Origin of the sequence: Pseudomonas sp. GM24 (assembly GCF_000282235.1) — a bacterium.
Taxonomy (GTDB): Bacteria; Pseudomonadota; Gammaproteobacteria; order Pseudomonadales; family Pseudomonadaceae; genus Aquipseudomonas.
Genome location: NZ_AKJR01000215.1, coordinates 1 through 23132, shown reverse-complemented (window position 1 = coordinate 23132; position 23132 = coordinate 1). Strand labels below are relative to the sequence as shown.

The 23132-nt window shown below is 57.9% G+C and carries 22 protein-coding genes; 15 read left to right on the top strand and 7 right to left on the bottom strand.

Annotated elements, in window-relative coordinates:
• Entirely contained in the window at positions 1-753 is a 753-nt protein-coding gene (locus PMI23_RS23360) for an HvfC family RiPP maturation protein (RefSeq protein WP_007919575.1), read from the bottom strand.
• A complete protein-coding gene (locus PMI23_RS23355; RefSeq protein ID WP_007919574.1) occupies positions 746-1585 on the bottom strand; it encodes an HvfB family MNIO-type RiPP peptide maturase in 840 nt (279 codons plus the stop codon). Before PMI23_RS23355 ends, PMI23_RS23360 begins: the two co-directional genes overlap by 8 nt.
• 402 nt (positions 1586-1987) lie before the next feature.
• Between PMI23_RS23355 and PMI23_RS23350 the strand changes: the two genes are divergently transcribed.
• Both PMI23_RS23350 and PMI23_RS23345 read left to right on the top strand, forming a co-directional pair.
• Positions 1988-3034, top strand: coding sequence for a class I SAM-dependent methyltransferase (locus PMI23_RS23350; protein WP_042705019.1), 1047 nt, complete (start codon positions 1988-1990; stop codon positions 3032-3034).
• Between the two features lie 54 nt (positions 3035-3088).
• Complete coding sequence (locus PMI23_RS23345; protein ID WP_007919572.1) at positions 3089-3931, top strand: NAD-dependent protein deacetylase; 843 nt, start codon at positions 3089-3091, stop codon at positions 3929-3931.
• Positions 3932-4263: 332 nt separating this feature from the next.
• Here PMI23_RS23345 and PMI23_RS23340 read toward each other — a convergent pair whose 3' ends face one another.
• Positions 4264-5151 carry a LysR family transcriptional regulator gene (locus PMI23_RS23340; protein ID WP_007919570.1) on the bottom strand — a complete coding sequence of 296 codons (888 nt, stop codon included), beginning with the start codon at positions 5149-5151 and terminating at the stop codon, positions 4264-4266.
• A 240-nt stretch (positions 5152-5391) separates the two neighbouring features.
• On the opposite strand from PMI23_RS23340, the gene PMI23_RS23330 reads away from it, so the two are divergent.
• From PMI23_RS23330 to PMI23_RS23320, 3 genes are read left to right on the top strand one after another with little or no spacing between them, the layout of a single operon-like run.
• A complete protein-coding gene (locus tag PMI23_RS23330; protein ID WP_007919568.1) occupies positions 5392-6090 on the top strand; it encodes a CoA transferase subunit A in 699 nt (232 codons plus the stop codon).
• A 23-nt stretch (positions 6091-6113) separates the two neighbouring features.
• Complete coding sequence (locus tag PMI23_RS23325) at positions 6114-6779, top strand: CoA transferase subunit B (protein WP_007919566.1); 666 nt, start codon at positions 6114-6116, stop codon at positions 6777-6779.
• 11 nt (positions 6780-6790) lie between these two features.
• Positions 6791-7972, top strand: coding sequence for an acetyl-CoA C-acetyltransferase (locus tag PMI23_RS23320; protein ID WP_007919564.1), 1182 nt, complete (start codon positions 6791-6793; stop codon positions 7970-7972).
• Positions 7973-8196: 224 nt separating this feature from the next.
• Here PMI23_RS23320 and cobF read toward each other — a convergent pair whose 3' ends face one another.
• Positions 8197-8952: a precorrin-6A synthase (deacetylating) gene (gene cobF / locus PMI23_RS23315; RefSeq protein WP_007919563.1), complete on the bottom strand. Its 756-nt coding sequence runs from the start codon at positions 8950-8952 to the stop codon at positions 8197-8199.
• Positions 8952-9521, bottom strand: coding sequence for a histidine phosphatase family protein (locus tag PMI23_RS23310; RefSeq protein WP_007919562.1), 570 nt, complete (start codon positions 9519-9521; stop codon positions 8952-8954). Before PMI23_RS23310 ends, cobF begins: the two co-directional genes overlap by 1 nt.
• A 329-nt stretch (positions 9522-9850) precedes the next feature.
• Here PMI23_RS23310 and PMI23_RS23305 point away from each other — a divergent pair, with 329 nt between their 5' ends.
• The 8 genes from PMI23_RS23305 (at position 9851) to PMI23_RS23270 (ending at position 18115) form a co-directional block, all read left to right on the top strand.
• Positions 9851-10705, top strand: a complete 855-nt coding sequence (locus tag PMI23_RS23305; RefSeq protein ID WP_007919561.1) for a MurR/RpiR family transcriptional regulator — start codon at positions 9851-9853, stop codon at positions 10703-10705.
• 2 nt (positions 10706-10707) lie between these two features.
• Positions 10708-11352 carry an isochorismatase family cysteine hydrolase gene (locus tag PMI23_RS23300; RefSeq protein ID WP_007919558.1) on the top strand — a complete coding sequence of 215 codons (645 nt, stop codon included), beginning with the start codon at positions 10708-10710 and terminating at the stop codon, positions 11350-11352.
• Positions 11349-12680, top strand: a complete 1332-nt coding sequence (locus tag PMI23_RS23295; protein WP_007919556.1) for a glutamine synthetase — start codon at positions 11349-11351, stop codon at positions 12678-12680. Before PMI23_RS23300 ends, PMI23_RS23295 begins: the two co-directional genes overlap by 4 nt.
• A complete protein-coding gene (locus tag PMI23_RS23290) occupies positions 12664-13416 on the top strand; it encodes an N-formylglutamate amidohydrolase (RefSeq protein WP_007919554.1) in 753 nt (250 codons plus the stop codon). The genes PMI23_RS23295 and PMI23_RS23290 overlap by 17 nt, the downstream gene beginning before the upstream one ends.
• A gap of 81 nt (positions 13417-13497) precedes the next feature.
• The gene (locus PMI23_RS23285; protein ID WP_007919552.1) at positions 13498-14847 is read left to right on the top strand and encodes an APC family permease; all 1350 of its coding nucleotides are present in this window, start codon (positions 13498-13500) and stop codon (positions 14845-14847) included.
• 118 nt (positions 14848-14965) lie between these two features.
• On the top strand, positions 14966-15982 hold the full coding sequence (locus PMI23_RS23280; protein WP_007919550.1) for an arginine N-succinyltransferase: 1017 nt from the start codon (positions 14966-14968) through the stop codon (positions 15980-15982).
• A gap of 61 nt (positions 15983-16043) precedes the next feature.
• Entirely contained in the window at positions 16044-17078 is a 1035-nt protein-coding gene (gene astA / locus PMI23_RS23275) for an arginine N-succinyltransferase (RefSeq protein WP_007919548.1), read from the top strand.
• A gap of 167 nt (positions 17079-17245) precedes the next feature.
• Positions 17246-18115 (top strand): isocitrate lyase/PEP mutase family protein, encoded by an 870-nt coding sequence (locus PMI23_RS23270; RefSeq protein WP_007919546.1) that lies wholly within the window; start codon positions 17246-17248, stop codon positions 18113-18115.
• Between the two features lie 132 nt (positions 18116-18247).
• On the opposite strand, the gene PMI23_RS23265 is transcribed toward PMI23_RS23270, so the two are convergent.
• Positions 18248-18550, bottom strand: coding sequence for a hypothetical protein (locus PMI23_RS23265; RefSeq protein ID WP_007919544.1), 303 nt, complete (start codon positions 18548-18550; stop codon positions 18248-18250).
• A 799-nt stretch (positions 18551-19349) separates the two neighbouring features.
• On the opposite strand from PMI23_RS23265, the gene PMI23_RS23260 reads away from it, so the two are divergent.
• The gene (locus PMI23_RS23260) at positions 19350-20303 is read left to right on the top strand and encodes a reverse transcriptase domain-containing protein (protein WP_007919542.1); all 954 of its coding nucleotides are present in this window, start codon (positions 19350-19352) and stop codon (positions 20301-20303) included.
• On the top strand, positions 20303-21643 hold the full coding sequence (locus PMI23_RS23255; protein ID WP_007919540.1) for an ATP-dependent nuclease: 1341 nt from the start codon (positions 20303-20305) through the stop codon (positions 21641-21643). The genes PMI23_RS23260 and PMI23_RS23255 overlap by 1 nt, the downstream gene beginning before the upstream one ends.
• A gap of 80 nt (positions 21644-21723) precedes the next feature.
• Here PMI23_RS23255 and PMI23_RS23250 read toward each other — a convergent pair whose 3' ends face one another.
• On the bottom strand, positions 21724-22962 hold the full coding sequence (locus PMI23_RS23250; protein ID WP_007919533.1) for a M20/M25/M40 family metallo-hydrolase: 1239 nt from the start codon (positions 22960-22962) through the stop codon (positions 21724-21726).
• Between the last annotated feature and the right edge of the window lie 170 nt (positions 22963-23132).

Sequence of the window (23132 nt, the reverse complement as noted above, 5' to 3'; positions counted from 1 at the left end):
TCAAACGATGCTGCAGAGCACGGCGTCTTCATGCATTTGCCGCATCAACATCAATCCGTTTTCCATGAACGCAGCAGTTGCAGTCTCCCCTGCCTCCACCGCCAAACCTTGCAACTGCTGACGGCCATCAAGAGCGGGATATTCGTCGATGCGCTGCAGCAACCGCCAGGCCAACGGACTCAGTTCGGAAAACTTCACGCTCCAGTCAGCCGTACGTCGCACCAGTAACAAGGTCGGTTGAGCCGGTGGCGTGGCGGGCTGATTGTCCGGGTCGAGTTCATGCACCGGCCATACATACGCCAGCGGCCAGGCCAACGCCGAGATCAGCAGCGGGCGTTCCAGCAACAACGCCGGATCGGTCGACGGCAGCGCCTGAGCATCGGACTGTTGCAGGGCCATCTCGACCCATTCGTAATGCGCCAGCTCCAGCAGAAACGCCGGCCACTCACCCTCGCGCAACACCTGCGGTTGCGCAGCGAGATAGTCGAGAAACGTTTCGGCAATCTCACCGAACCTGGGTGTCTGCGCCCGCCAGTCGCGCAAGAATCCTCGCACCAGCCAGCCCCAGCGTTTTTCCCCAATGATTCGAATCAACACCGGGAAGGTGCCACTCAACAATTGCGACAGGTTGTTGAATACCAGATCCCGGTAGACGTTAACCCGTTGCACATTCATGTCGACGGGCGGCGACTGATGTTCGGGATCACGCAAGTACCGGGTCAGCGCCTGCTGTTGCTGTAGCAGGTTATCCACGATGGCTGCCCCCCGCTTGTAAATGGCGAATGGTCTGCAACTCGGCAATCAGTTCGGAAAATGCCGGGAAGTTGAAGTCCCGCTCCAATAACGTTGGCTTAGCGCCGAATCGCGCGTAGGCCTCAGCCAGCAATGCCCAAACCGCCGGCTTCACCGAGGCACCATGGGTGTCGATTTTCAGCGTATCGGACTCATCGAAATGCCCCGCCACATGCATGCCGACCACCCGGCCCGGCTCAATGCCGGCGAGAAAGGTTTGCGGTTCGAATCCGTGGTTGATCGCGTTGACGTAGACATTGTTGACGTCCAGCAGCAGGTCGCAATCGGCCTCGCGCAGCACGGCATTGGTGAAGCTCACCTCGTCCATGTCCTGACGTGGCGCGGCGTAGTAGGAAACGTTTTCCACGGCCAGACGCCGGCCGAGAATGTCCTGGGCCTGACGGATTCGCGCGGCGACGTGGTGCACCGCCTCTTCGGTGAATGGCAATGGCAGCAAGTCATACAGGTGCCCGTCATCGCTGCAATAACTCAGGTGCTCGCTGTACAGCGCCACGTTGTAATAGTCGAGAAACACCCGGACCTCCTGCAAGAACCCGACATCCAGCGGCGCCGGCCCGCCGAGTGACAGCGACAAACCGTGGCAGGACAACGGGTAGCGTTCGGCCAGTTCACGCAATGCTGCACCGTGGGCGCCGCCGACGCCGATCCAGTTCTCAGGGGCGACTTCGAGAAAATCGAAAGCGCCGCTGCGCGCAGCTTGCAGGTCTTTCAGCAGGCCACGGCGCAGGCCGAGGCCAACACTGGGTTGCGTCAATAAGGGAGGCGTTTGCATGGGTATACCTCTGCAGTAGGTTTTTCCCAGTTGAACCGCCGGCTGTATCACGGCTGTGTGCAACGACCGGACTTTTGCAGCCGTGTGTATCCCGCCGCCATCTCGATACACAGGGATACACACCTGCCTAATGTGGGAGCGAGCCTGCTCGCGAAAGCGTCGGCACTGACAAGATCAGAATTACCTGAAATGCCGCCTTCGCGAGCAGGCTCGCTCCCACAGGTTTTCGTTGCTCACAAATCCAGCGACACGCCCGGACCGGGGCTAGACTCCTTTATTACCCAGTCGAGGGGGACGCAGGACGTCAGCCGTGCCCTGCCCAACTCCGTGACCACCGCCCGGTGGCGCACGCCTCGACCTTCGACGCCGCCGGACCGTGATCCTGTTTCAGGAGCACACATGATGGACGAGGCGAAGCTCAACCAATTCATGGGCAAACTGGTCAACGACATGGGCGGCGCGGCGATGCTGGCCAATGTCATCGTCGGCGAAGAACTCGGTTTGTACCGGGCGATGGCCGACAGTGAGCCAATCAGCGCCGATGCCCTCGCCGCCAAAACCACCTGTAATCCGCGTCTGGTGCGCGAATGGCTCAGCGCTCACGCGGCGTCCGGCTATATGGAGCACCACGACGGCCTGTTCCGTCTGCCGGAAGAACAGGCGCTGGCCCTCGCCGTCGAGGACTCGCCGCTCTACGTCGCCGGTGGTCTCGGGGTGGTGGCGTCGTTTTTCCACGACAAAGACAAACTGGTCAAAGCCATGCGCGGCAATGGCGCTCTGCCTTGGGGCGATCATCATCCGTGCATGTTCACCGGCACCGAGCGGTTCTTCCGGCCCGGCTACAAAGGTCACCTGATCGCCGAATGGCTGCCAGCGCTGGACGGCGTGGTGGCTAAACTCGAGGACGGCGCCAAAGTCGCCGACATCGGCTGCGGTCACGGCGCCTCGACGGTGATCATGGCCCAGGCCTTTCCCAACTCGCGCTTCGTCGGCTACGACTATCACGCGCCCTCGATCACTGTCGCCACCCAGCGCGCCGAGGAAGGTGGCGTCAGCAGCCGGGCGAAGTTCTTCCAGGGCTCGGCAAAGAGTTACCCCGGCGATGACTACGACCTGATCTGCTATTTCGACTGCCTGCATGACATGGGCGACCCGGTCGGCGCCGCCCGTCACGCTTATGACTCGTTGAAAGACGACGGCACGGTGTTGCTGGTCGAGCCATTCGCCAACGACACGCTGGACGACAACATCAACCCGGTCGGACGGCTGTTCTACGCCGCCTCGACGTTTATCTGCACACCCAACTCGCTGTCACAGGAAGTCGGCCTCGGCCTGGGCGCGCAGGCCGGGGAAATGCGTCTGCGCAAAGTATTTACCGAGGCCGGGTTCAAGCACTTCCGTCGGGCCACGCAGACACCGTTCAACCTGATTCTGGAGGCGCGCAAGTAAGCCATGCGGGTCGCGTGCTAACCTGCTGGCACTGCCCACTTCGGAGCGCTGACCATGCTCGACAGCCCGACCCGCGAACACCTCGACACCCTGCAAGAGGTGATGGCTGATGGCGACTTCATCGTACTGACCGGGGCCGGCATCAGCACGCCGTCGGGCATTCCGGACTACCGCGACAGCGACGGAGTACGCCGTGGCCGACAACCGATGATGTACCAGGAGTTCCTCGCCGCCCCCGAGTCGCGCCGCCGCTATTGGGCGCGGGCCATGCTCGGTTGGCCAAGGGTGCGTCAGGCGCAACCGAACGCGGCTCACGAGGCATTGGCCGATCTGCAGCACGGTGGGCTGATCCGTGACTTGATCACCCAGAACGTCGACACCCTGCACGATCAGGCCGGCAGTCACGACGTGATCGAACTGCACGGCAGCCTGCATCGGGTGTTGTGCCTGGACTGCGGTCAGCGCAGCGAGCGCGATGCGATTCAACAACTGATGGAATTGCACAATCCGTATCTGGCCGGGGTCGACGCGGTGCAGGCACCGGATGGCGACACCCTGCTCGACCCGGCGTTCGAGGCGCGTTTTCAGGTGCCGCACTGCCCGCATTGCTTTGGCGAGCGGATGAAACCGGACGTGGTGTTTTTCGGCGAAAACGTTGCGCAGCACACGGCGGCACGGGCGATGGCGGCGGCAGAAAATGCCGCGGGGATGTTGGTGGTGGGGTCTTCGTTGATGGCGTATTCGGCGTTTCGCCTGTGCCGGGTGATCGCCGATCGCGGGAAACCGTTGATTGCGATCAATCTGGGCAAGACCCGGGCGGATGATTTGCTGGATTTGAAGATTGAAGCGTCGTGTGAACAGCTTTTGCCGTTGTTGGTTGAAGTGCTGGATCGGTGAGTTGCTGCACTTTGTGCTCGACTCAGGACCCAAGCCCCTCACCCTAGCCCTCTCCCAAGGGAGAGGGAACTGACCGAGTTGTCTGGGCTGAATACTGCGACCTGAAAATGCTGAGTCGAGCTCACAATCTGAATAACCACGATCTGCTCCCTTTCCCCGAACACTAGGCCTCGCCCTCGCCCTCGCCCAAGGGAAAGGGAATTGACCGAGTTGTTGCTAGCGATACATCGACCTGTAAATTTCGAGTCGAACCCATTTTTTGAAATGCCCCCGATCAGCTCCCTTCCCCCTCGCCCCCTCTGGGGGAGAGGGTTGGGGCGAGGGGGTAGATCTCACAGTAGCCCGAGATCTTCAGCCTTGAGAATATCGAACAACGCCTGCGCCGCCGCCGACAGTTCATTGCCCGGTTCGGTCAGCACACCAATCGCCCGCTCCACCGAGTCATCCAGCGTCAGGCAATGCGCGCCCAGCTCCTGCATCTGCCCGGCGCACAACGCCGGCACGGCACTGACGCCCAGCCCGCTGGCGACCATCCGCCCGACCGTTGCCAATTGATGGCTTTCAAATTCCACCGGCAACTTCATGCCCCGCGCCTGCAAGTGCTCTTCGAGCATCACCCGCACCGTCGAGGGCCGCTGCAAGGTGATGAACGGCTCCTGCAATAACGTCTGCCAATCGATCTCGCTGCGCTGCGCCAATGGCGAATCCTTCGACACCACCGCGACGAAGCGATCTCTGTACAGCGGCGTAAATGTCATCGAGGTGTTTTGCATCGGCTCGAACGCCACCCCCAGCTCAACCTGACGATCACGGACCATTTCCAGCACTTGCTCGTTGATCACGTCATTGACCGTGACGTTGACGTTCGGATAGCGCGCGCGAAACGTTTTGAGGATCGGCGGCAACAGGTTGCCGGCAAACGACGGCATCGCCGCCAGCGTCACCCGCCCGCGTTGCAGGCTAAAGCGTTGACGCATCTCGTCTTCGGCGTTGTCCCAGTCCGCGATCAGCCGTCGAGCCAATGGCAGCAAGGATTCACCTTCGGCAGTCAGTGCGACGTTGCGGGTGTTGCGACTGAACAGGCGCCCGCCCAGTCCCTCCTCCAGCGCTTTGATGGTCAGGCTCAACGCTGATTGCGAGAGATGCAGGCGCTCGCAAGCCACGGCGAAACTCAGGCTCTGGGCCACGGCGAGAAAGGCGCGGATCTGTTTGATGGTCATACTCAAACCTCTGAACATGAAACTCGGTCAGGTAGGAGCTGCCGGAGGCTGCGATCTTTTGATCTTGGTTTTATCAGATCAAAAGATCGCAGCCTTCGGCAGCTCCTACAGGGGGCAGATGCATTTGTTGAGTTTTATCTATCAATCAACCTTAAAAATCAACTTAACAAATATATCTTCCAGCGAGACACTCCAACCATTCGGCTAGCCAGCCGCCCGCAAATAATAAAAGAGGTGCATATGGCAGGTTTCGACAAGCGCGTGAGTTCCTACGAGGAAGCTCTGGCCGGGCTTGAGGACGGCATGACCGTCATCGCCGGCGGCTTCGGTCTGTGCGGCATTCCGGAAAACCTGATCGCCGAGATCAAGCGCAAAGGCACCCGCGACCTCACCGTCGTCTCCAACAACTGCGGCGTCGACGGTTTCGGCCTTGGCGTACTGCTCACCGACCGTCAGATCAGCAAAGTCATCGCCTCCTACGTCGGCGAAAACAAGCTGTTCGAAGAGCAACTGCTCAAGGGCGACATCGAAGTCATCCTGACCCCGCAAGGCACCCTTGCCGAGAAGATGCGCGCAGGCGGCGCCGGCATTCCGGCCTTCTTCACCGCCACCGGCGTTGGCACTCCGGTCGCCGAAGGCAAGGAAGTGCGCGAATTCAAGGGTCGCAAGTACCTGATGGAAGAATCCATCACCGGCGACTTCGCGATCGTCAAAGGCTGGAAAGCCGACCACTTCGGCAACGTCGTCTACCGTCACACCGCGCAGAACTTCAACCCGCTGGCCGCCACCGCCGGCAAGATCACCGTGGTTGAAGTCGAAGAAATCGTCGAACCCGGCGAACTCGACCCCTCGCAGATCCACACCCCGGGCATCTACGTCGATAGGGTCATTTGCGGCACGTTCGAAAAACGCATCGAACAGCGCACCATCCGCAAATAATTCAGGCTGACGGAGAATAAAAAATGGCACTTACCCGCGAACAAATGGCTCAGCGCGTCGCCCGCGAAATGCAGGACGGCTTTTATGTGAACCTCGGCATCGGCATTCCGACCCTGGTCGCCAACTACATTCCTGAAGGCATGGAAGTCATGCTGCAATCGGAAAACGGCCTGCTCGGCATGGGTCCGTTTCCGACCGAAGAAACCATCGATGCCGACATGATCAACGCCGGCAAACAGACCGTGACCGCGCGCATCGGCGCGTCGATTTTCAACTCCGCCGAATCGTTCGCGATGATCCGTGGCGGTCATGTCGACCTGACCGTGCTCGGCGCGTTCGAAGTCGACGTCGAAGGCAATATCGCTTCGTGGATGATCCCCGGCAAACTGGTCAAGGGCATGGGCGGCGCGATGGATCTGGTGGCCGGCGCCGACAACATCATCGTGATCATGACCCACGCCTCCAAGGATGGTGAGTCCAAGCTTCTGGCCAAATGCAGCCTGCCGCTGACCGGCGCCGGCTGCATCAAGCGCGTGCTGACCGACCTCGCCTACCTGGAAATCGAAAATGGCGCTTTTGTCCTCAAAGAACGCGCACCTGGCGTCAGCGTCGAGGAAATCGTCGCCAAAACCGCTGGTAAACTGATCGTCCCGGATCACGTACCGGAAATGCAGTTCGCTGCCCAGTGAGGAATTCGAAAATGCAAGACGTCGTAATTGTTGCCGCCACGCGTACCGCGATCGGCAGTTTCCAGGGTTCGCTGGCCAGCGTCTCCGCGGTGGATCTGGGCGCGGCGGTGATCCGCCAGTTGCTCGAGCAGACCGGGCTGGACGGTGCACAGGTTGATGAAGTGATCATGGGCCAGGTGTTGACCGCCGGCGCCGGCCAGAACCCGGCGCGTCAGTCGGCGATCAAGGCTGGCCTGCCTCACGCTGTGCCAGCGCTGACCCTGAACAAGGTCTGCGGTTCGGGCCTTAAGGCTTTGCACCTGGGTGCGCAGGCGATCCGTTGCGGCGACGCTGATGTGATCATCGCCGGCGGCCAGGAAAACATGAGCCTGTCCAACTATGTAATGCCTGGCGCACGCACCGGTCTGCGCATGGGCCACGCGCAAATCGTCGACACCATGATCAGCGATGGCCTGTGGGATGCGTTCAACGATTACCACATGGGCATCACTGCCGAGAACCTCGTCGACAAATATGAGATCAGCCGTGAGCAGCAAGATGCTTTCGCCGCTGCTTCTCAGCAGAAAGCCGCCGCCGCGATTGAGGCTGGGCGCTTTGTCGATGAGATCACCCCGATCCTGATCCCGCAGCGCAAAGGCGATCCTGTTGCTTTCAAGGTCGACGAGCAACCGCGTGGCGACACCACCGCCGAATCCCTGGCGAAACTGCGTCCGGCGTTCAAAAAGGACGGCAGCGTCACCGCCGGTAATGCTTCGTCGCTGAATGACGGCGCCGCCGCCGTGATTCTGATGAGCGCGGAAAAAGCCAAATCCCTCGGCTTGCCTGTACTGGCGACCATCGCCGCTTATGCCAACGCTGGTGTCGACCCGGCGATCATGGGCATCGGCCCGGTATCGGCGACCCGCCGCTGCCTCGACAAGGCTGGCTGGAACATCGACCAGCTCGACCTTATCGAAGCCAACGAAGCGTTTGCCGCGCAATCGCTGGCGGTGGCCAAGGATCTGCAATGGGATCTGGACAAGGTCAACGTCAATGGCGGCGCCATCGCTTTGGGCCACCCGATCGGTGCATCGGGTTGCCGTGTGCTGGTGACCCTGCTGCATGAAATGATCAAGCGTGATGCGAAAAAGGGTCTGGCGACCCTGTGCATCGGCGGCGGTCAGGGTGTGGCGCTGGCGCTGGAACGCGCATAACCAGAGTTCAACAGTGAATGGCGGATCCACGACATCCGCCGCTTGCTGGCAACAAAAACCCGGTGCGACTTGCGTTGCACCGGGTGTTTTTTTGCCTGTTCAAAATGTACGTTGAATGTTCCGGCCCTATCGCGAGCAGGCTCACTCCTACATTGGAATTGTGAACCCATTCAATTGTAGGAGTGAGCCTGCTCGCGATGGGGGCCAGTCCAAGCACCAACAATCTAAGGCTTGCGCAGCAAATACGTATCCATGATCCACCCATGCTCCGCCCGCGCCTTCTTGCGCACCCGCTCGATCTCGTCCGCGACATCCGCCAGCCTGCCGCTAATCAGAATCTCATCCGGCGTGCCCAGGTAAGCCCCCCAGTAAATCTCGGTCTGCTGATCGGCCACCCGGTGATACGAATCCTCAGCATCGAGCATCACCACCAGGCTGTCCGTATCACTCACCTGCCCTGCCGCCAAACGCCGCCCGGTGGTGATTTCGATGGAACGACCGATGGTGTTCAGCGGCACCTTGTGCTGCGCCGCCAACGCCTGAACGCTGGTGATCCCGGGAATCACCTCAAACTCGAAGGCACAGGTGCCCGAGGCCAGGATGGCCTGGAGGATACGCACGGTGCTGTCGTACAACGCCGGGTCGCCCCACACCAGGAAACCACCGCACTGGCCGTCAGACAATTCGTCATTGATCAGGCGTTCGAAGGTCTGCTGCTTGGCACGGTTCAGGTCATCGACACTGGCCATATAGTCGACATCACCGCGTTCGCGTTCCGGGCTGTGGGCTTCGACAAAGCGATAGTCAGGGTCGTCGATGTAGCGCTCACAGATCTCGCGGCGCAAGTCGATCAGCTTGTCCTTGCTCTGGCCTTTATCCATCAGAAAGAACACATCGACACGGTTCAGCGCTTTCACGGCCTGCATCGTGATGTAGTCGGGATTACCGGCACCGATGCCGATCACCAGCAGTTGTTTCATCAAAGTGCTCCTTGAACGTCGAGGCCCGGCAGACGCAAGCGCCAGCGCCCGGTGAAGCGCAATTCGACCGCTGACAACGGTTCGACATCAATGTCATGAAACGCCGAACCGCGCATCACGTGGATCAGCGCGGCGCGGATGACAAACGGATGCGTCACCGCCACTACATGTTCTGGTGTGGTTTGCAGACTGCTCAGCCATACCGCCACGCGCTCGCATAACTGCGTCACTGATTCACCGCCGTGAGGTGTCGCATGGGGATCTTCGAGCCAGGCGTGCAACGCCGCGCCTTCAGCGTTTTGCAGGGATTTGATCGATACCCCATGCCAGCGCCCCCAGTCACAATCGCGCAGCGCCTCATCGACCTGCGCATCCGCGCCAAACCACGCCGCAGTCTGGCGCGTGCGCAACTCCGGCGCGCAAATCAAACGTCGCGCGGCGTCGAAACGCTCGGACAATTCGCCCGATGCCAGCCCGATATTTTCAACAGGCTCATTCGTAGGAAAACACGCCAATTTCTGTGCGACGGTTCGCGCATGGCAAATCAATGTCAAACGAGTGGTCTGCACAGGTATCGCTCCGGTGGGCCTTCATGAAAATCAGCGGCGCAAAGCCATTCTGTCGTTAATTGTGCCGTAAACCGAGGGCTGCAGGGCTGCCGGATCGCCTCGGTCACAGCAGAAAAAAGCACAAATACGGCGATTTCTGACACTGCCGTGGGCGATGGACTACAAGCCCGATCGAATTACGTGTAGCCCTTGTTACACGGGCATCTCGCTTCATTCCGGAGCCTTTTCAACACACTGAAAAATTCACTAGACATGTAACGTCAGTTACATAAATACTGTTTTAACGGATTATGAAGCGAATTCAACACCCTCATCCAGCAGGAGCCCGGATGCCCCCTCTCAGAGACCTGATCACCGATCCCGGCCTGGATCTTACGCCGTCGGAGCGCAAAGTCGTTCGCGCCTTGCTTGATCAGTACCCACGCAACGGTCTGGGGCCGATGGCGCGTCTGGCCGAACATGCCGGAGTCAGCGATCCGACCATTGTGCGGCTGGTGAAAAAACTCGGCTTCGGCGGTTATGCCGAATTCCAGGAAGCACTGCTCAGCGACATGGACCACCGCTTGCGCTCGCCGCGCACGCTGTTGCAACCGCGCGCCCATCAGCACAAGGACGACGCCTGGAGCCACTATCTGGGCGACAGCCATCGCCTGCTGGTCGAAACCCAATCGCTGACCCAACCCGAAGACGTGCGCATTCTCACCGACTGGCTGCTCGATGCCCGGCATCAGGTGTACTGCTTCGGCGGGCGCTTCAGCAGCCTGATGGCCACTTACCTGCTCAATCACCTGCGCCTGCTGCGCCCCGGTTGCTTCGCTTTGGAAGACAACGCGCAATTGCCCGATCGCCTGTTCGATCTGCAACGCCAGGATGTCGTGCTGCTGTTCGACTACCGCCGCTACCAGACTCAGGCCCTGCGGGTCGCCAGCGCGGCAAAGAACAACAACGCGCGCGTGGTGCTGTTCACCGATATCTATGCCTCGCCGCTGCGCGAGCTGGCCGACCTGATCATCAGCGCGCCGGTGGAGTCGGCGTCGCCGTTCGACACCATGGTGCCGGCGCTGGCGCAAGTCGAAGCGCTGATTGCCTGCCTGACCTTGCGCACCGAAAACCTCGCCGATCGCCTGGAAGGCATCGATGCCCTGCGCAACGACTTCAACACCCACCTGCTGGAGGATAAATAAGGATGTTCAGCCTTCCCCACCGCTCGCCACGGGATCTGCCGTTTGTCACTGACCACACCGCATTGTTGCTGGTGGACATGCAGCGTGCCTGGCTCGAACCGCAGTTCGACGCGCACCTCAATGGGCCTGACGCCGAGTATTTCCTGACCCGTGCGCACATGCAGGTGGTGCCCAACCAACGTCGTTTGCTCAGTGCCTTTCGCGAGGCGCGGCAGAACGTGCTGCACACGATTATCGAGAGCCTCACCGCTGATGGTCGCGACCGCTCGCTCGACCACAAACTCTCGGACATGCACCTGCCCAAAGGCAGCGTGCAGGCCAGGATCATTGAAGACCTGACCCCGGTGGAAAACGAAATCGTCCTGCCGAAGACGTCTTCGGGCGTCTTCAACTCGACCAACATCGACTACGTGCTGCGTAACCTGCAAACCCGTCACCTGATCATTGCCGGCATCGTCACCGACCAGTGCGTCGACATGGCCGTGCGCGACGCCGCCGATCGCGGCTATCTGGTCACGCTGGTCGAGGACGCCTGCGCCACCTACAGCGCCGAACGCCATCACGCCTGCCTGAATGCGATCAAGGGTTACTGCTGGATCACCGACACCGACACCGTGCTCGCCCGCCTGCAGGAGATGCGGTCATGAGCACGCGCCTGACGCCGCTACCGATGACCACGCTGGTCACCACCGACCTGATCGGCATCACCCGCGGCCGCTCGTTTCCCACTGATGAGCTTGAGCATTATCAAGCCGCCGGGTGCGGCTGGGTGCCGGCCAACAGCGCGTTGACGCCGCAGGACATCATTGCCTCGACCAATCCGTGGGGCGCGTATGGCGACCTGCGGCTGATTCCCGATCTGAGCAGCCGCGTCACCGTCGGCAATGGCCCGGACGCCGATGCCCCGGCGCTGGATTTCATCCACGGCGATATCCGCGAAACCGATGGCCGCCCGTGGGGCGCCTGCCCGCGCACGTTGTTGCGTGATGAAATCGAACGTTATCGCGATGGGTTGGGCTTGCAGGTCAACGCCGCGTTCGAGCACGAATTCAACCTGCACGCCGGTTTCGCCGAGCACCTGGCGTTCTCTCTCGAAGCCCAGCGTCAGGGCGCCGCGTTCGGCGGCTGGCTGCTCAGCGCCCTGCGCGCCGGCGGAGTCGAGCCGGAAATGTTTCTGCCGGAATACGGCAAGCACCAATACGAAATTACCTGCCGCCCGACGCTCGGCGTGGCGGCAGCCGATCGCGCCGTCAACGTGCGCGAGATCACCCGCGAGATCGCCCGGCAAATGGGCCTGGACTTGAGCTTCGCGCCGAAGACCGCCGCCGACGCGGTGTGCAACGGCGTGCACCTGCATGTCAGCCTGCTTGATCTGGGCGGTCTGCCGATGCTCTACGACGCTGGCACCAGTAACGGTCTGTCGAGTCTCGGCCAGCATTGGGCAGCGGGAATCCTGCATTACTTGCCGGCGCTGTGTGCGTTTACCGCACCGACGCCGGTGTCGTACGAACGCTTGCAGCCGCATCACTGGAGCGCCTCCTACGCCTGTCTCGGCCAACAGAACCGCGAAGCAGCGCTGCGCATCTGCCCGACGGTGACCCTCGGCGGCAAGTCCGTGGCCAACCAGTTCAACCTCGAATTCCGCGCCATGGACGCTACCGCCTCGCCACATCTGGCCATGGCCGCGCTGTTGATCGCCGGTCGGCTGGGCATCGAACAACGCTTGGCACTGAACGCGATCACCGATGAAATTCCCGATTCACTCAACGACGAGCAACGCCAGGCCCGGGGCATCGTCGCCCTGCCCGCCTCGCTGGCCCAGGCGCTGGATTGCCTGCGCAACAGTGGCGCCTTCACTGCATGGCTGCCCAAGCCGCTGCTCGACACCTATTACGCCCTGAAAACCGAGGAACTGGCGCTGACGGAACAGCTCTCGCCCGCTGACTTGTGTGAGCACTATGCACGCCTGTACTGAATCCGCCGAGCTGGGGTTGTACACCCGACCGGCCTACAACCTGAGCCGCGCCGACTCGACGCACCCGTTGATTCTGGTGTGCGAACACGCCAGCCGCTACATCCCCGAAGCTCTGAACAATCTGGGCCTGGACGCTGCCGCCGCCGCTGAACACATCGCCTGGGACATTGGCGCGCTGCAACTGGCCGAGCAGTTATCGGAGATGCTCGGCGCAACCCTGTTGAGCGCCAATTATTCGCGGCTGCTGATCGATCTGAACCGGCCACGGCACGCCCCGGACAGCATTCCGGCGCAGAGCGAGATTTATCAGGTGCCGGGCAACCGTGAACTGGACGAAGCCACCCGCGAATACCGCCGCCAGACCTTGTTCAAGCCGTTTCACGCGCGCTTGCAAACGCTGATCGACGAACGTGTTGCCAAGGGCCAAGCGGTGCGTGTGGTGGGGATTCACAGTTTCACCCCGGTGTATTACGGCCAGCCGCGACCGCTGGAGGCCGGCGTGTTGTTCGGTCAGGCCAAGGCCTACGCGCAACGCCTGCTCGACGGCCTCGGCGAACACCCGCTGAAAGTCGCCGGCAATCAGCCGTACAAGATCGATCCGCTGGGAGACATGACCGTGCCGGTGCACGGCGATGCCCGTGGCCTCGACTCGGTGCTGATCGAGGTGCGCAATGACTTGCTGCGCAGCCCCGAAGCCGTATCGCGCTGGGCCGGCTACTTCGCGCCATTGCTGTAATGAATGAAAGACTGCTGACGCTGTAAACGATGGACCGATAACAACTAAAACGACCGACTGGCTGACAAGGAGTTGCGCTTCATGGAAATTGAAGAATTCGGCTACAAGCAAGAGTTGAAACGTAGCCTGACGCTGACCGACCTGGTGGTGTACGGGATGATCTTCATGATCCCCATCGCCCCGTTCGGTGTGTATGGCTACGTCAACGCCGAGGCCCCGGGGATGGTGCCGCTGGCGTACATCATCGGCATGGTGGCGATGCTGTTCACCGCGCTGAGCTACGGCAGCATGGCCAAGGCTTTTCCGATCGCCGGTTCGGTGTATTCCTATGCGCAACGCGGCCTTAATCAGCACGTCGGCTTCATCGCCGGTTGGCTGATGCTGCTCGATTACCTGCTGATCCCGCCGCTGCTCTACGTCTATGCGGCGATGGCGCTCAACCATTTGTACCCGGACATCCCGAAAGTCGGCTTCATTCTGGCGTTTCTGGTCAGCGCGACCTTCGTCAACCTGCGCGGCATCACTTTCACCGCACGGATGAACATCATCTTCCTGCTGGCGCAACTGGTGGTGCTGGGGATCTTCCTGTTCTATGCGTGGAATGCCCTGCACAACGGTGGCGGTAATGGCGAGCTGACCCTGGCGCCGCTGTATCACCCGGAAACCTTCAACTTCGCCCTGCTGATGCAAGCGGTGTCGATTGCCGTGCTGTCATTCCTCGGCTTCGATGCGATCTCTACCCTCGCCGAAGAAATCAAAGGTGATCCGGGCAAAAGCGTCGGCAAAGCCGCGCTGATCACGCTGGTGGTCATGGGGGTGATTTTCGTTGCGCAAACCTGGATTGCCACCGATCTGGCGGCCGGCATGGGCTTCAAATCCGCCGACACTGCGTTCTATGAAATCGCCGAAATCGCCGCCGGCAGCTGGCTGGCGACCCTGACTGCTGTTGCCACGGCATTGGCCTGGGGCGTGGCCGTGGCAATCACCTCGCAAGCCGCGGTTTCGCGCCTGCTGTTCGGTATGGCCCGCGACGGCAAACTGCCGAAAGTGCTGGCCAAGGTGCACCCGAAACACAACACGCCGTACCTGAGCATTTATCTGGTGGCGGTGCTGTCGCTGGTGATCTGCTACCTGTTCATCAACTCGGTCGACACCCTGACCTCGCTGGTCAACTTCGGCGCGCTCAGCGGTTTCATGCTGCTGCACCTGACAGTGATCAACTACTACTGGCGTCGGCAAAAGTCCGGTCAGGTCGTGCGTCACCTGATCTGTCCGGTGGTCGGTTTCATCATCGTCGCGGCCATCATGTACAACATGGGCGTCGATGCGCAGAAACTAGGCCTGATCTGGATTGCCCTGGGTCTGGTGTACCTGTTCTTCCTCAACAAGCTCGGCGCCAGTACCGCGCTGCCTGACCCGAGCAACGGCTGACAAGAAAAAGAGCGGCGTCTGACAACAAATCAGGCGACCGCCGATTTATCGCGTGGAAACCGACAGTGATAGTCAGGTTCGGCGACTTTGCCGAACCTTTTGATACAGGAGTACATCCATGCTGGTCTTACGCCCAGTCGAACAGACTGATCTGCCCCAGCTCCAACAATTGGCCCGCGACAGTCTGGTGGGCGTGACCTCCCTGCCGGACGACAGCGAGCGCCTTCGCGAGAAAATCGCCGGTTCCTGCGCTTCGTTCGCCAGCGCGGCAGAGGCTAACGGTCCGGAGAACTACTTCTTCGTGCTGGAAGACCTCGACGAACAGCGTCTGGTTGGCTGCTCGGAAATTCTCGCCACAGCGGGTTTCGACGAGCCGTTCTACAGCCTGCGCAATCGCCATTTCACCAGTGCGTCCCGCGAGCTGAACATTGAACACGGCGTGCCGGCGCTGTCGCTGTGCCACGACCTCAACGATCACACGCTGCTGCGCGGCTTTCATATCGACGCCGCGCTGGTGCGCACGCCGTTCTCCGAATTGCTGTCACGGGCGCGCCTGTTGTTCATCGCCGCCCACGCGCCGCGCTTTGCCGAGGCGGTGATTACCGAAATCGTCGGCTACAGCGATGAGAAAGGTCATTCGCCGTTCTGGGATGCACTGGGCAAACACTTCTTCGACCTGCCCTACGTTGAAGCCGAACGCCTGTGCGGGCTGCAAAGCCGCACCTTTCTCGCCGAACTGATGCCGCAATACCCGATTTACGTGCCGATGCTGCCGCAAGCCGCGCAGGATTGCATCGGTCGGATCCACCCGGACGGTCAGGAAGCATTCGACATCCTTGCGCGTGAAGGCTTCGAAACCAACAGCTACATCGACCTGTTCGACGCCGGCCCGACCCTGTATGCGCGTACCGCCAACATTCGTTCGATAGCGCGCAGCCAGACTGCAACTGTGCAACAGCAGCCACAGATCGATGGCCGTGGCCGGTACCTGCTGAGCAACGACGCACTGCACGGCTTTCGCGCGATCATGACCGAACTCGATTATCAACCCGATCAACCGCTGTCCCTCACCCCTGCAATGTGTGCGGCGCTGAACGTGACCGATGGCAGCCCGATTCGGCTGATTGCCCTGTGAAACCCGCGCGGTTGCGCAGCCAACGACAGTGCCCGAACAGGCGCGCAGAAGGAGTTACAGCATGATTGTCCGCCCGGTCAAAGTCAGCGACCTGCCAGCCTTGATGGCGCTGGTGCAACAGGCCGGCCCGGGGTTCACCACCCTGCCGGCCAACGAAGATCGCCTGTCGCATCGGGTCCGCTGGGCGCAACGGGCGTTCGCCGAACAGGTCGAACGGGCCGATGCGGATTATCTGTTTGTGCTCGAAGACGACGACATGCGCGTGGTCGGCGTCAGCGCCCTGGCCGGGGCGGTCGGCCTGCGCGAGCCCTGGTACAACTATCGGGTCGGGTTGACCGTGAGTTCGGCGCCGGATCTGGGCATTCAACGGCAGATCCCGACACTGTTTCTCAACAACGAACTGACCGGCCAATCGGAGCTGTGCTCGCTGTTTCTCGGCCATGATCAGCGCCACGGCAGCAATGGCCGCCTGCTGTCGCTGGGGCGGTTGCTGTTCGTTGCCGAGTTCCCGCACCTGTTCGGCGAAAAAATGATTGCCGAACTGCGCGGCAGTGCCGATGAACACGGTTGTTCACCGTTCTGGGACAGTCTGGGCCGGCATTTCTTTCAAATGGACTTCAGCCATGCCGATCACTTGTCAGGACTTGGCAACAAATCGTTCATCGCCGAACTGATGCCGCGCCAGCCGCTGTACACCTGCATGCTCACCGAACAAGCACAGGCGGCGATCGGCCAGGCACACCCGAATACCGAGCCGGCGCTGAAAATCCTCCAGGCCGAAGGCTTCATCCACAAAGGCTACATCGACATCTTCGACGGCGGCCCGGTAATCGAAGCGCCGGTGCGCAGTATTCGCACCGTGCGCGAAAGCGTCGAGTTGACCCTGAGCCTCGGTAGTCCGGATGAACAGGCGCCGCTGTGGCTGATTCACAACCGGCGCCTGGAAAACTGCCGCATCACCGTCGCCCGCGCCCGCCGTGTCGGTAGCAGCCTGGTGATCGACCGCCTCACCGCCAAGCGCCTGCAACTGCAACCGGGCAATTCGGTACGGGCGGCGATGCTGCCCAATCAACAGCAACAGGCGGTGGCGGCCTGACGGTTACCACCGCAAAAAGGTAAATCCTTTCAGCAAAAGCGTCCGCGACATCCTGTCCCTTGCAAATTCGTCATGATCATTGACCCATTCGCGTGATAGCCTTTTCATTCTTCGGCGTTGACACCTTTGTTCAAGCCTTTCCATTCCTTTGTATTGGTGGAACTCGTATGACCAGGCTTTCCCATCAAGATTTGCGCCGTAACTTCCGTCAACTGCTGGCTTCCGACACCTGCTATCACACGGCTTCGGTGTTCGATCCGATGTCCGCGCGGATTGCCGCTGACCTCGGTTTTGAAGTGGGGATCCTCGGCGGTTCCGTGGCCTCGTTGCAGGTGCTGGGTGCCCCGGACTTTGCCCTGATCACCCTCAGCGAGTTCGCCGAACAGGCCACCCGCATCGGCCGCGTCGCCCAATTGCCAGTGATCGCCGACGCCGACCACGGCTACGGCAACGCCCTCAACGTGATGCGCACCATCGTCGAACTGGAACGCGCCGGCGTCGCCGCCCTGACCATCGAAGACACCTTGCTGCCGGCCCAATTCGGGCGCAAATCCACCGACTTGATCACCGTTGCCGAAGGCGTCGGCAAGATCCGCGCGGCGCTGGAAGCCCGGGTTGATACGGAAATGGCGATCATCGCCCGTACCAACGCCGGCATCCTGCCAAATCAGGAAATCATCAGCCGCACTCGCCAATATCAGGCGGCCGGGGCTGACGGCATCTGCATGGTCGGAATTCAGGATTTCGATCAGCTTGAACAAATCGCCGAACACCTGACCGTGCCGCTGATGCTGGTGACCTACGGCAACCCGGCGTTGCGCGATGACAAACGTCTGGCCGAACTCGGTGTGCGTGTGACCATCGATGGCCATGGTGCTTATTTTGCGGCGATCAAAGCGACGTATGACAGCTTGCGTGAACAGCGGCAGATCTTTACCCAGGCGTCCGATTTGAGCGCGACCGAGTTGACGCACACCTATACCCAGCCGGAGGAATACATTCTCTGGGCCAAGGAATACATGAGCGTCAAGGAGTGATGGGTTGGCCGGGCTGACGCCATCGCTGGCAAGCCAGGCTCCCACAGGTTATGCGGTTCGACATCAATTGATGGTTCAACACCAAACCCTGTGGGAGCTGGCTTGCCAGCGATGAGGTCTGCCGCTACACCGCTAAACCGGCGTCTTGTAAGCCTCCTCCCGCTGCACCGCCCGCGCCTGAATCACATTCAGAATCGCACAGCCCTCGCGCATCAACAGATGCACCGCGCTGGTCACCCGTGTCAGATCACAATCGGAAATGCCCTTGAGGTTGAGACTGGCAAAGGTGTCGGCCAGATCGCGCACGACCACAAACCGGTGCATCGCACAGGCGGCCATGTCGCTGAGTTCTGAGTGGGTATTGAGGAAGAGCACCGGGGATTCGGCGTCGTAGGTGTCGATGGGGAGGAAGCGGGGCATTACTTGCTCGTTCATAGGTGTATCTCCAGGTAATGCAACCACCGTTCGCGGCCAAACGAATAAGGTGGCAGCTGTGTGCGGGTTGGCCGACCAGATACCTGAAAGATCCGGCACACCCGCAGGTGTCCCGCGCACAGCTACCATTACACGCTGCTCAGTCCTTGAAGGTCTGAACAATGGCACTGTTGCATTTCAGGTTACCGACCGACCAAGGTCGTTCGCGGTGTTTTTCCGCGAGCACGAACTATAGGGGTAGATACCGAAACGCGGCAACAGGGTACGTTGTAGGAAACGTCTTGGAAAGTTGTACGCAATAAAGAGGGCTCGTAGGATCCGCCTAGAAGCGCACCAGACGCTCTCATTACCGCTTAGCCTGCGCATCACCCTGCCTCTTGTTTTCCGTTCTGCCCTGAATTAGAGTCCGACTCATGCCAGTGACTAGGAGCATCTCCAGTCATCAAATCTGGCCTCTACAGGTGTCTAGTCTCCTTTTACGTTTGTGTGTCTCTCTAGCAGTCAGCTAGGAGGCACACAGATAGTAAACTCTGCCTTTCAAGCAGGCGTATTCCGCATCCATCCACTCTCGCCATAGTTGATTCAGCTACCTATCGATTTCTGTCTAGATTACTACTGCTCTCGTAATTACTCCTCACCCTGTGAAATTTCCTACCCTATACACTCCCTCTGAAATGTATTTTTCCTACGTAAAACAGAGCAATTTCTCTTTTTTTTGAAATGATTGTGCAATGCGATGTTTTGCGGCATATTTTATCGAAAGCCACCCATCGCCCCAGTTAAACTCTAGGGTTAACAAATGAACAAAAGACCTTTAATAGATCTATTAACAGCGATGCATCAGGGAAAATTCAATTTCCCTGAACTGGGCACTGGAAACATCAACGACTTATACGAAACAAAAATCTATAACAACAGAGAAATACACATCCCAAACAAAAAACTAAAAACATTTCATTCCTTCCTAAAACTTTTTCTTCTAGAACACCTAAGCACAAACGAAGAAGTTGTATTCTCATATCGAAAGGGTGTCAACGCTGTAGATGCAGTATCAAAGCACTCAAATAGCAAATATTTCTTCCAAACAGATATAAACGATTTTTTTAACAGCATTGACGAAGAACTGGTAAAAACAACAATAATCAGAGATATTGAAAAATGTCCAATTTCAGATATAAACCTGCACATCGACAACATCATTAAAACCCTAACAATAAAAAATTCTGTACCGGTCGGATTTTCAACGTCACCTCTCCTTAGCAACTCGTGCTTATTCATTTTCGACAACAGCCTCAAGGAGTACTGCGACAAAAACTCACTAACACTATCGAGGTATTCCGATGACATAATTGTCTCAGGCAAAAAAAAAGAACCCATACTTGAAGCCGAGAGATATATCGCCCAACTACTATCAGACACCACAAAAAACAAACTCTCACTAAACATCAAAAAAAGCAAACACACCCAAACAGGAAACAAAATAAAATTACTTGGAATGGTGATACTTCCCAATGGAAAAGTAACTATAGATATAAAGTTCAAAAAAGATACAGAAGTAAAACTACACTACTATTTAACAAACAAAGAAAAATTCATTGAGATTGTCGACTCAGACATAGAAACCGCAATAGAAAAACTGTCCGGACACTTAAACTATTACAACACAGTAGACCCAAGCTATTTAGACAAGTTAAGAAAAAAATACGGCGCCACCACTGTTGATATGTTTCTTCACAAATCGGACAGATTATAATGCTACTCTCAGTCGAACTAAAAAATATACAACATATTAAGAATATGATTTTTAGCTTAGACCTGAGCCAAAACAAGCTAACTTGCCTTGTAGGCAAGAATGGAATTGGAAAGACGACACTTATTAAATCAATTCTTAATTTTCGCTCCGCAGATACATTTTCAAAAACCACGTCACCTGGAGTGTTCAAGGATGGCAGTGAAGTCACGTATAAAATCGGGAATGACGAGTACCTATTCAGCTTCGATGCGACGATTAACACCCTCAACTGTAAGTCAGCGATCCCGGATGAGATTAAGAAAACTATTGATGTCGAACTGCCAATGCCGTATGGCCAGAGATTTAATCATTTCCAAAGTATCAGCACTGCCGACAAAGATATCAGAACAGCAATTATCCTAGGCAAATTCACAACACCTCACGAACTTATTGAATTCCTCAACGACATTTACTCGTGCGACAAATTCAACAACTTAATTGAAGTACAAGTAAAGAACACCAAATACTATTGTATCCCTCTCGAAAAAGACAGGTACGTAAGAGAGGACCATCTAAGCTCTGGCGAGTTTTTCTTGATTAGCCTTTATCGAAAAATCACCAATCGATGCAAACTGATTGTAATTGACGAAATAGATATCTCATTAGATGCAGCAGCTCAAGCTCATCTAATCCGACGGCTACGCGCTTTTTGCGACACATACAAAGTAAACATATTCTGCACAACTCATTCACTAGCACTAATAAGAACTCTTAAAGACAAAGAGCTTTTCTACATGTCCAACAGCGAAGGAAGCGGCGACATAATTCCCGCATCATATAATTATATAAAAAGCATAATGTTTGGATTCAAAGGGTGGGACAAATACATCCTGACAGAAGACGACATGTTAAAAAATCTACTTGACTTCATTATCGCAAAATATTGCCCAACCAATTTCTCACAATACAAAATCGTCCCTATCGGAGGCGGATCAAATGTGACAAAGCTATTAGCACTCAACGCAAAAGAGCGTTTCCTTTCCAATCCGGAAAATGTAATCTCTATACTTGACGGCGACCAAAGAATATACAAACATATAAAAAACTGCCCCAACACCTATTTCTTGCCTTTCGACAGCGTGGAAAAGAGAATATTCCAAGACCACAAATTATCAAAATTTCTGCCAGATTTTCAATGCCCCGAAGCCATTGTCACCGATAAACATTTCTATAAAAAAATTATTGAAACCAACGAAACCACCGACCCTAAGATATTCGAATACCTTTGCAACTCCTCGATGGAGGATATAACTAATCTCAGCAAAGAAATCGCGTCTTTTTTAGCTCAAAGACCTGATTAACTCTACCTATTAATCCTTTGTTACTTCCGAAAGCTAAACAGCTCACAACCCATAACGGCCGCTCAGCTCTCGCTCATTTATTATTTTTTCTTGGCCAACTCCATAATCATCCGTGACAACAGATAAATCCGCGGCGCCACACTCGCCACTTCGGCGTACTCCTCCGGCGTGTGAATATTGCCGCCAACAATCCCGAAGCCATCCAGCGTCGGCGTGCCAACCCCGGCGGACAAACTCGCATCCGCCGCGCCGCCACTGCCCTCCTCGGTCAACTTGCGGCCAATCTCGCCGTAAATCCCTTGGGCCATGGCCATCAGACGGTCCGACTCAGGCGTCTGCGGCATAGGTGGCAGCCCGCGTTGCAACGAAGTCTTCACTTCCGTCTCAGCAATCAGCTTGTCCTGCGACACCCGCGCCAGATCCTTCTCGATCCGGTCGAACTCCTCCGGTACCGCCGCGCGCACGTCAGCCTTGGCCGTGGCTTGATCGGGAATCACGTTGGTGCGGTCACCGGCCTTGAGCACAGTGAAGTTGATGGTGGTTTTCTTCGCCTCATCGCCGAGTTTGCCCAGTTGCAGAATCTGGTGCGCAGCCTCCATCGCGGCATTGCGCCCCAGTTCGGGGGCGACACCGGCGTGCGCGGCTTTGCCCTTGACCTCGACCAGCGCCGTCGCGCTGCCCTTGCGCCACACCACCAAGCCATCAGCCGGGCGGCCCGGCTCAAGGTTGAGGGTCACGTCGTGCTGTTTGGCGGTTTTCTTGATCAGGTCGGTGGCGACTTCCGAGCCGGTTTCTTCGCTGGCGTCGAGCAGGAAGGTAATTTGCGCATAGTCCTTGAAGTCGAGGTTTTTCAGGACTTTCAGTGCATAGATCCCGGCGACGATGCCGCCCTTGTCATCCATCACCCCCGGCCCGTAAGCGCGACCGTCCTTGATGTGGAACGGCCGCTCGGCCGCCGAACCTTCCTTGAACACCGTATCCATGTGCGCCATCAGCAGGATTTTTGCCTTGCCGGTGCCTTTCAGCGTCGCCAGTACATGGTTGGATTTTTCCGGCGTGTTCGGCACCAGTTCGATGGTCGCGCCGAGTTTTTTCAGTTCATCGATGGCGATGTCGCTGACTTGCTTGAGGCCCGGTTCATAGCCGGAACCGGAGTCGATATTGACCAGTCGCTCCAGCAGTTTCAGCGCTTCTGGCTGGTATTGCTCGGCATCGGCGAGCACTTGTTTATGCGGTTCGGCAAAGGCGTGTGCAGCGGAGAAAGCGAGAGACAGGCCGAGGCTGGCGGCCAGCAGGGAGCGAGAAAATGAGAACGTCATGAAGCGATCCTTGTTTCGCGTCGGGGGGATTTAACCGTACCCGACATCGGCGCGAGGCTCTACACCGAATGCGACATCTCCCTGACCACCACCGAACACGTGTAGGAGCTGCCGAAGGCTGCGATCTTTTGATCTTGCTTTTGATTTAGAAAGGCCAAAGTCAAAAGATC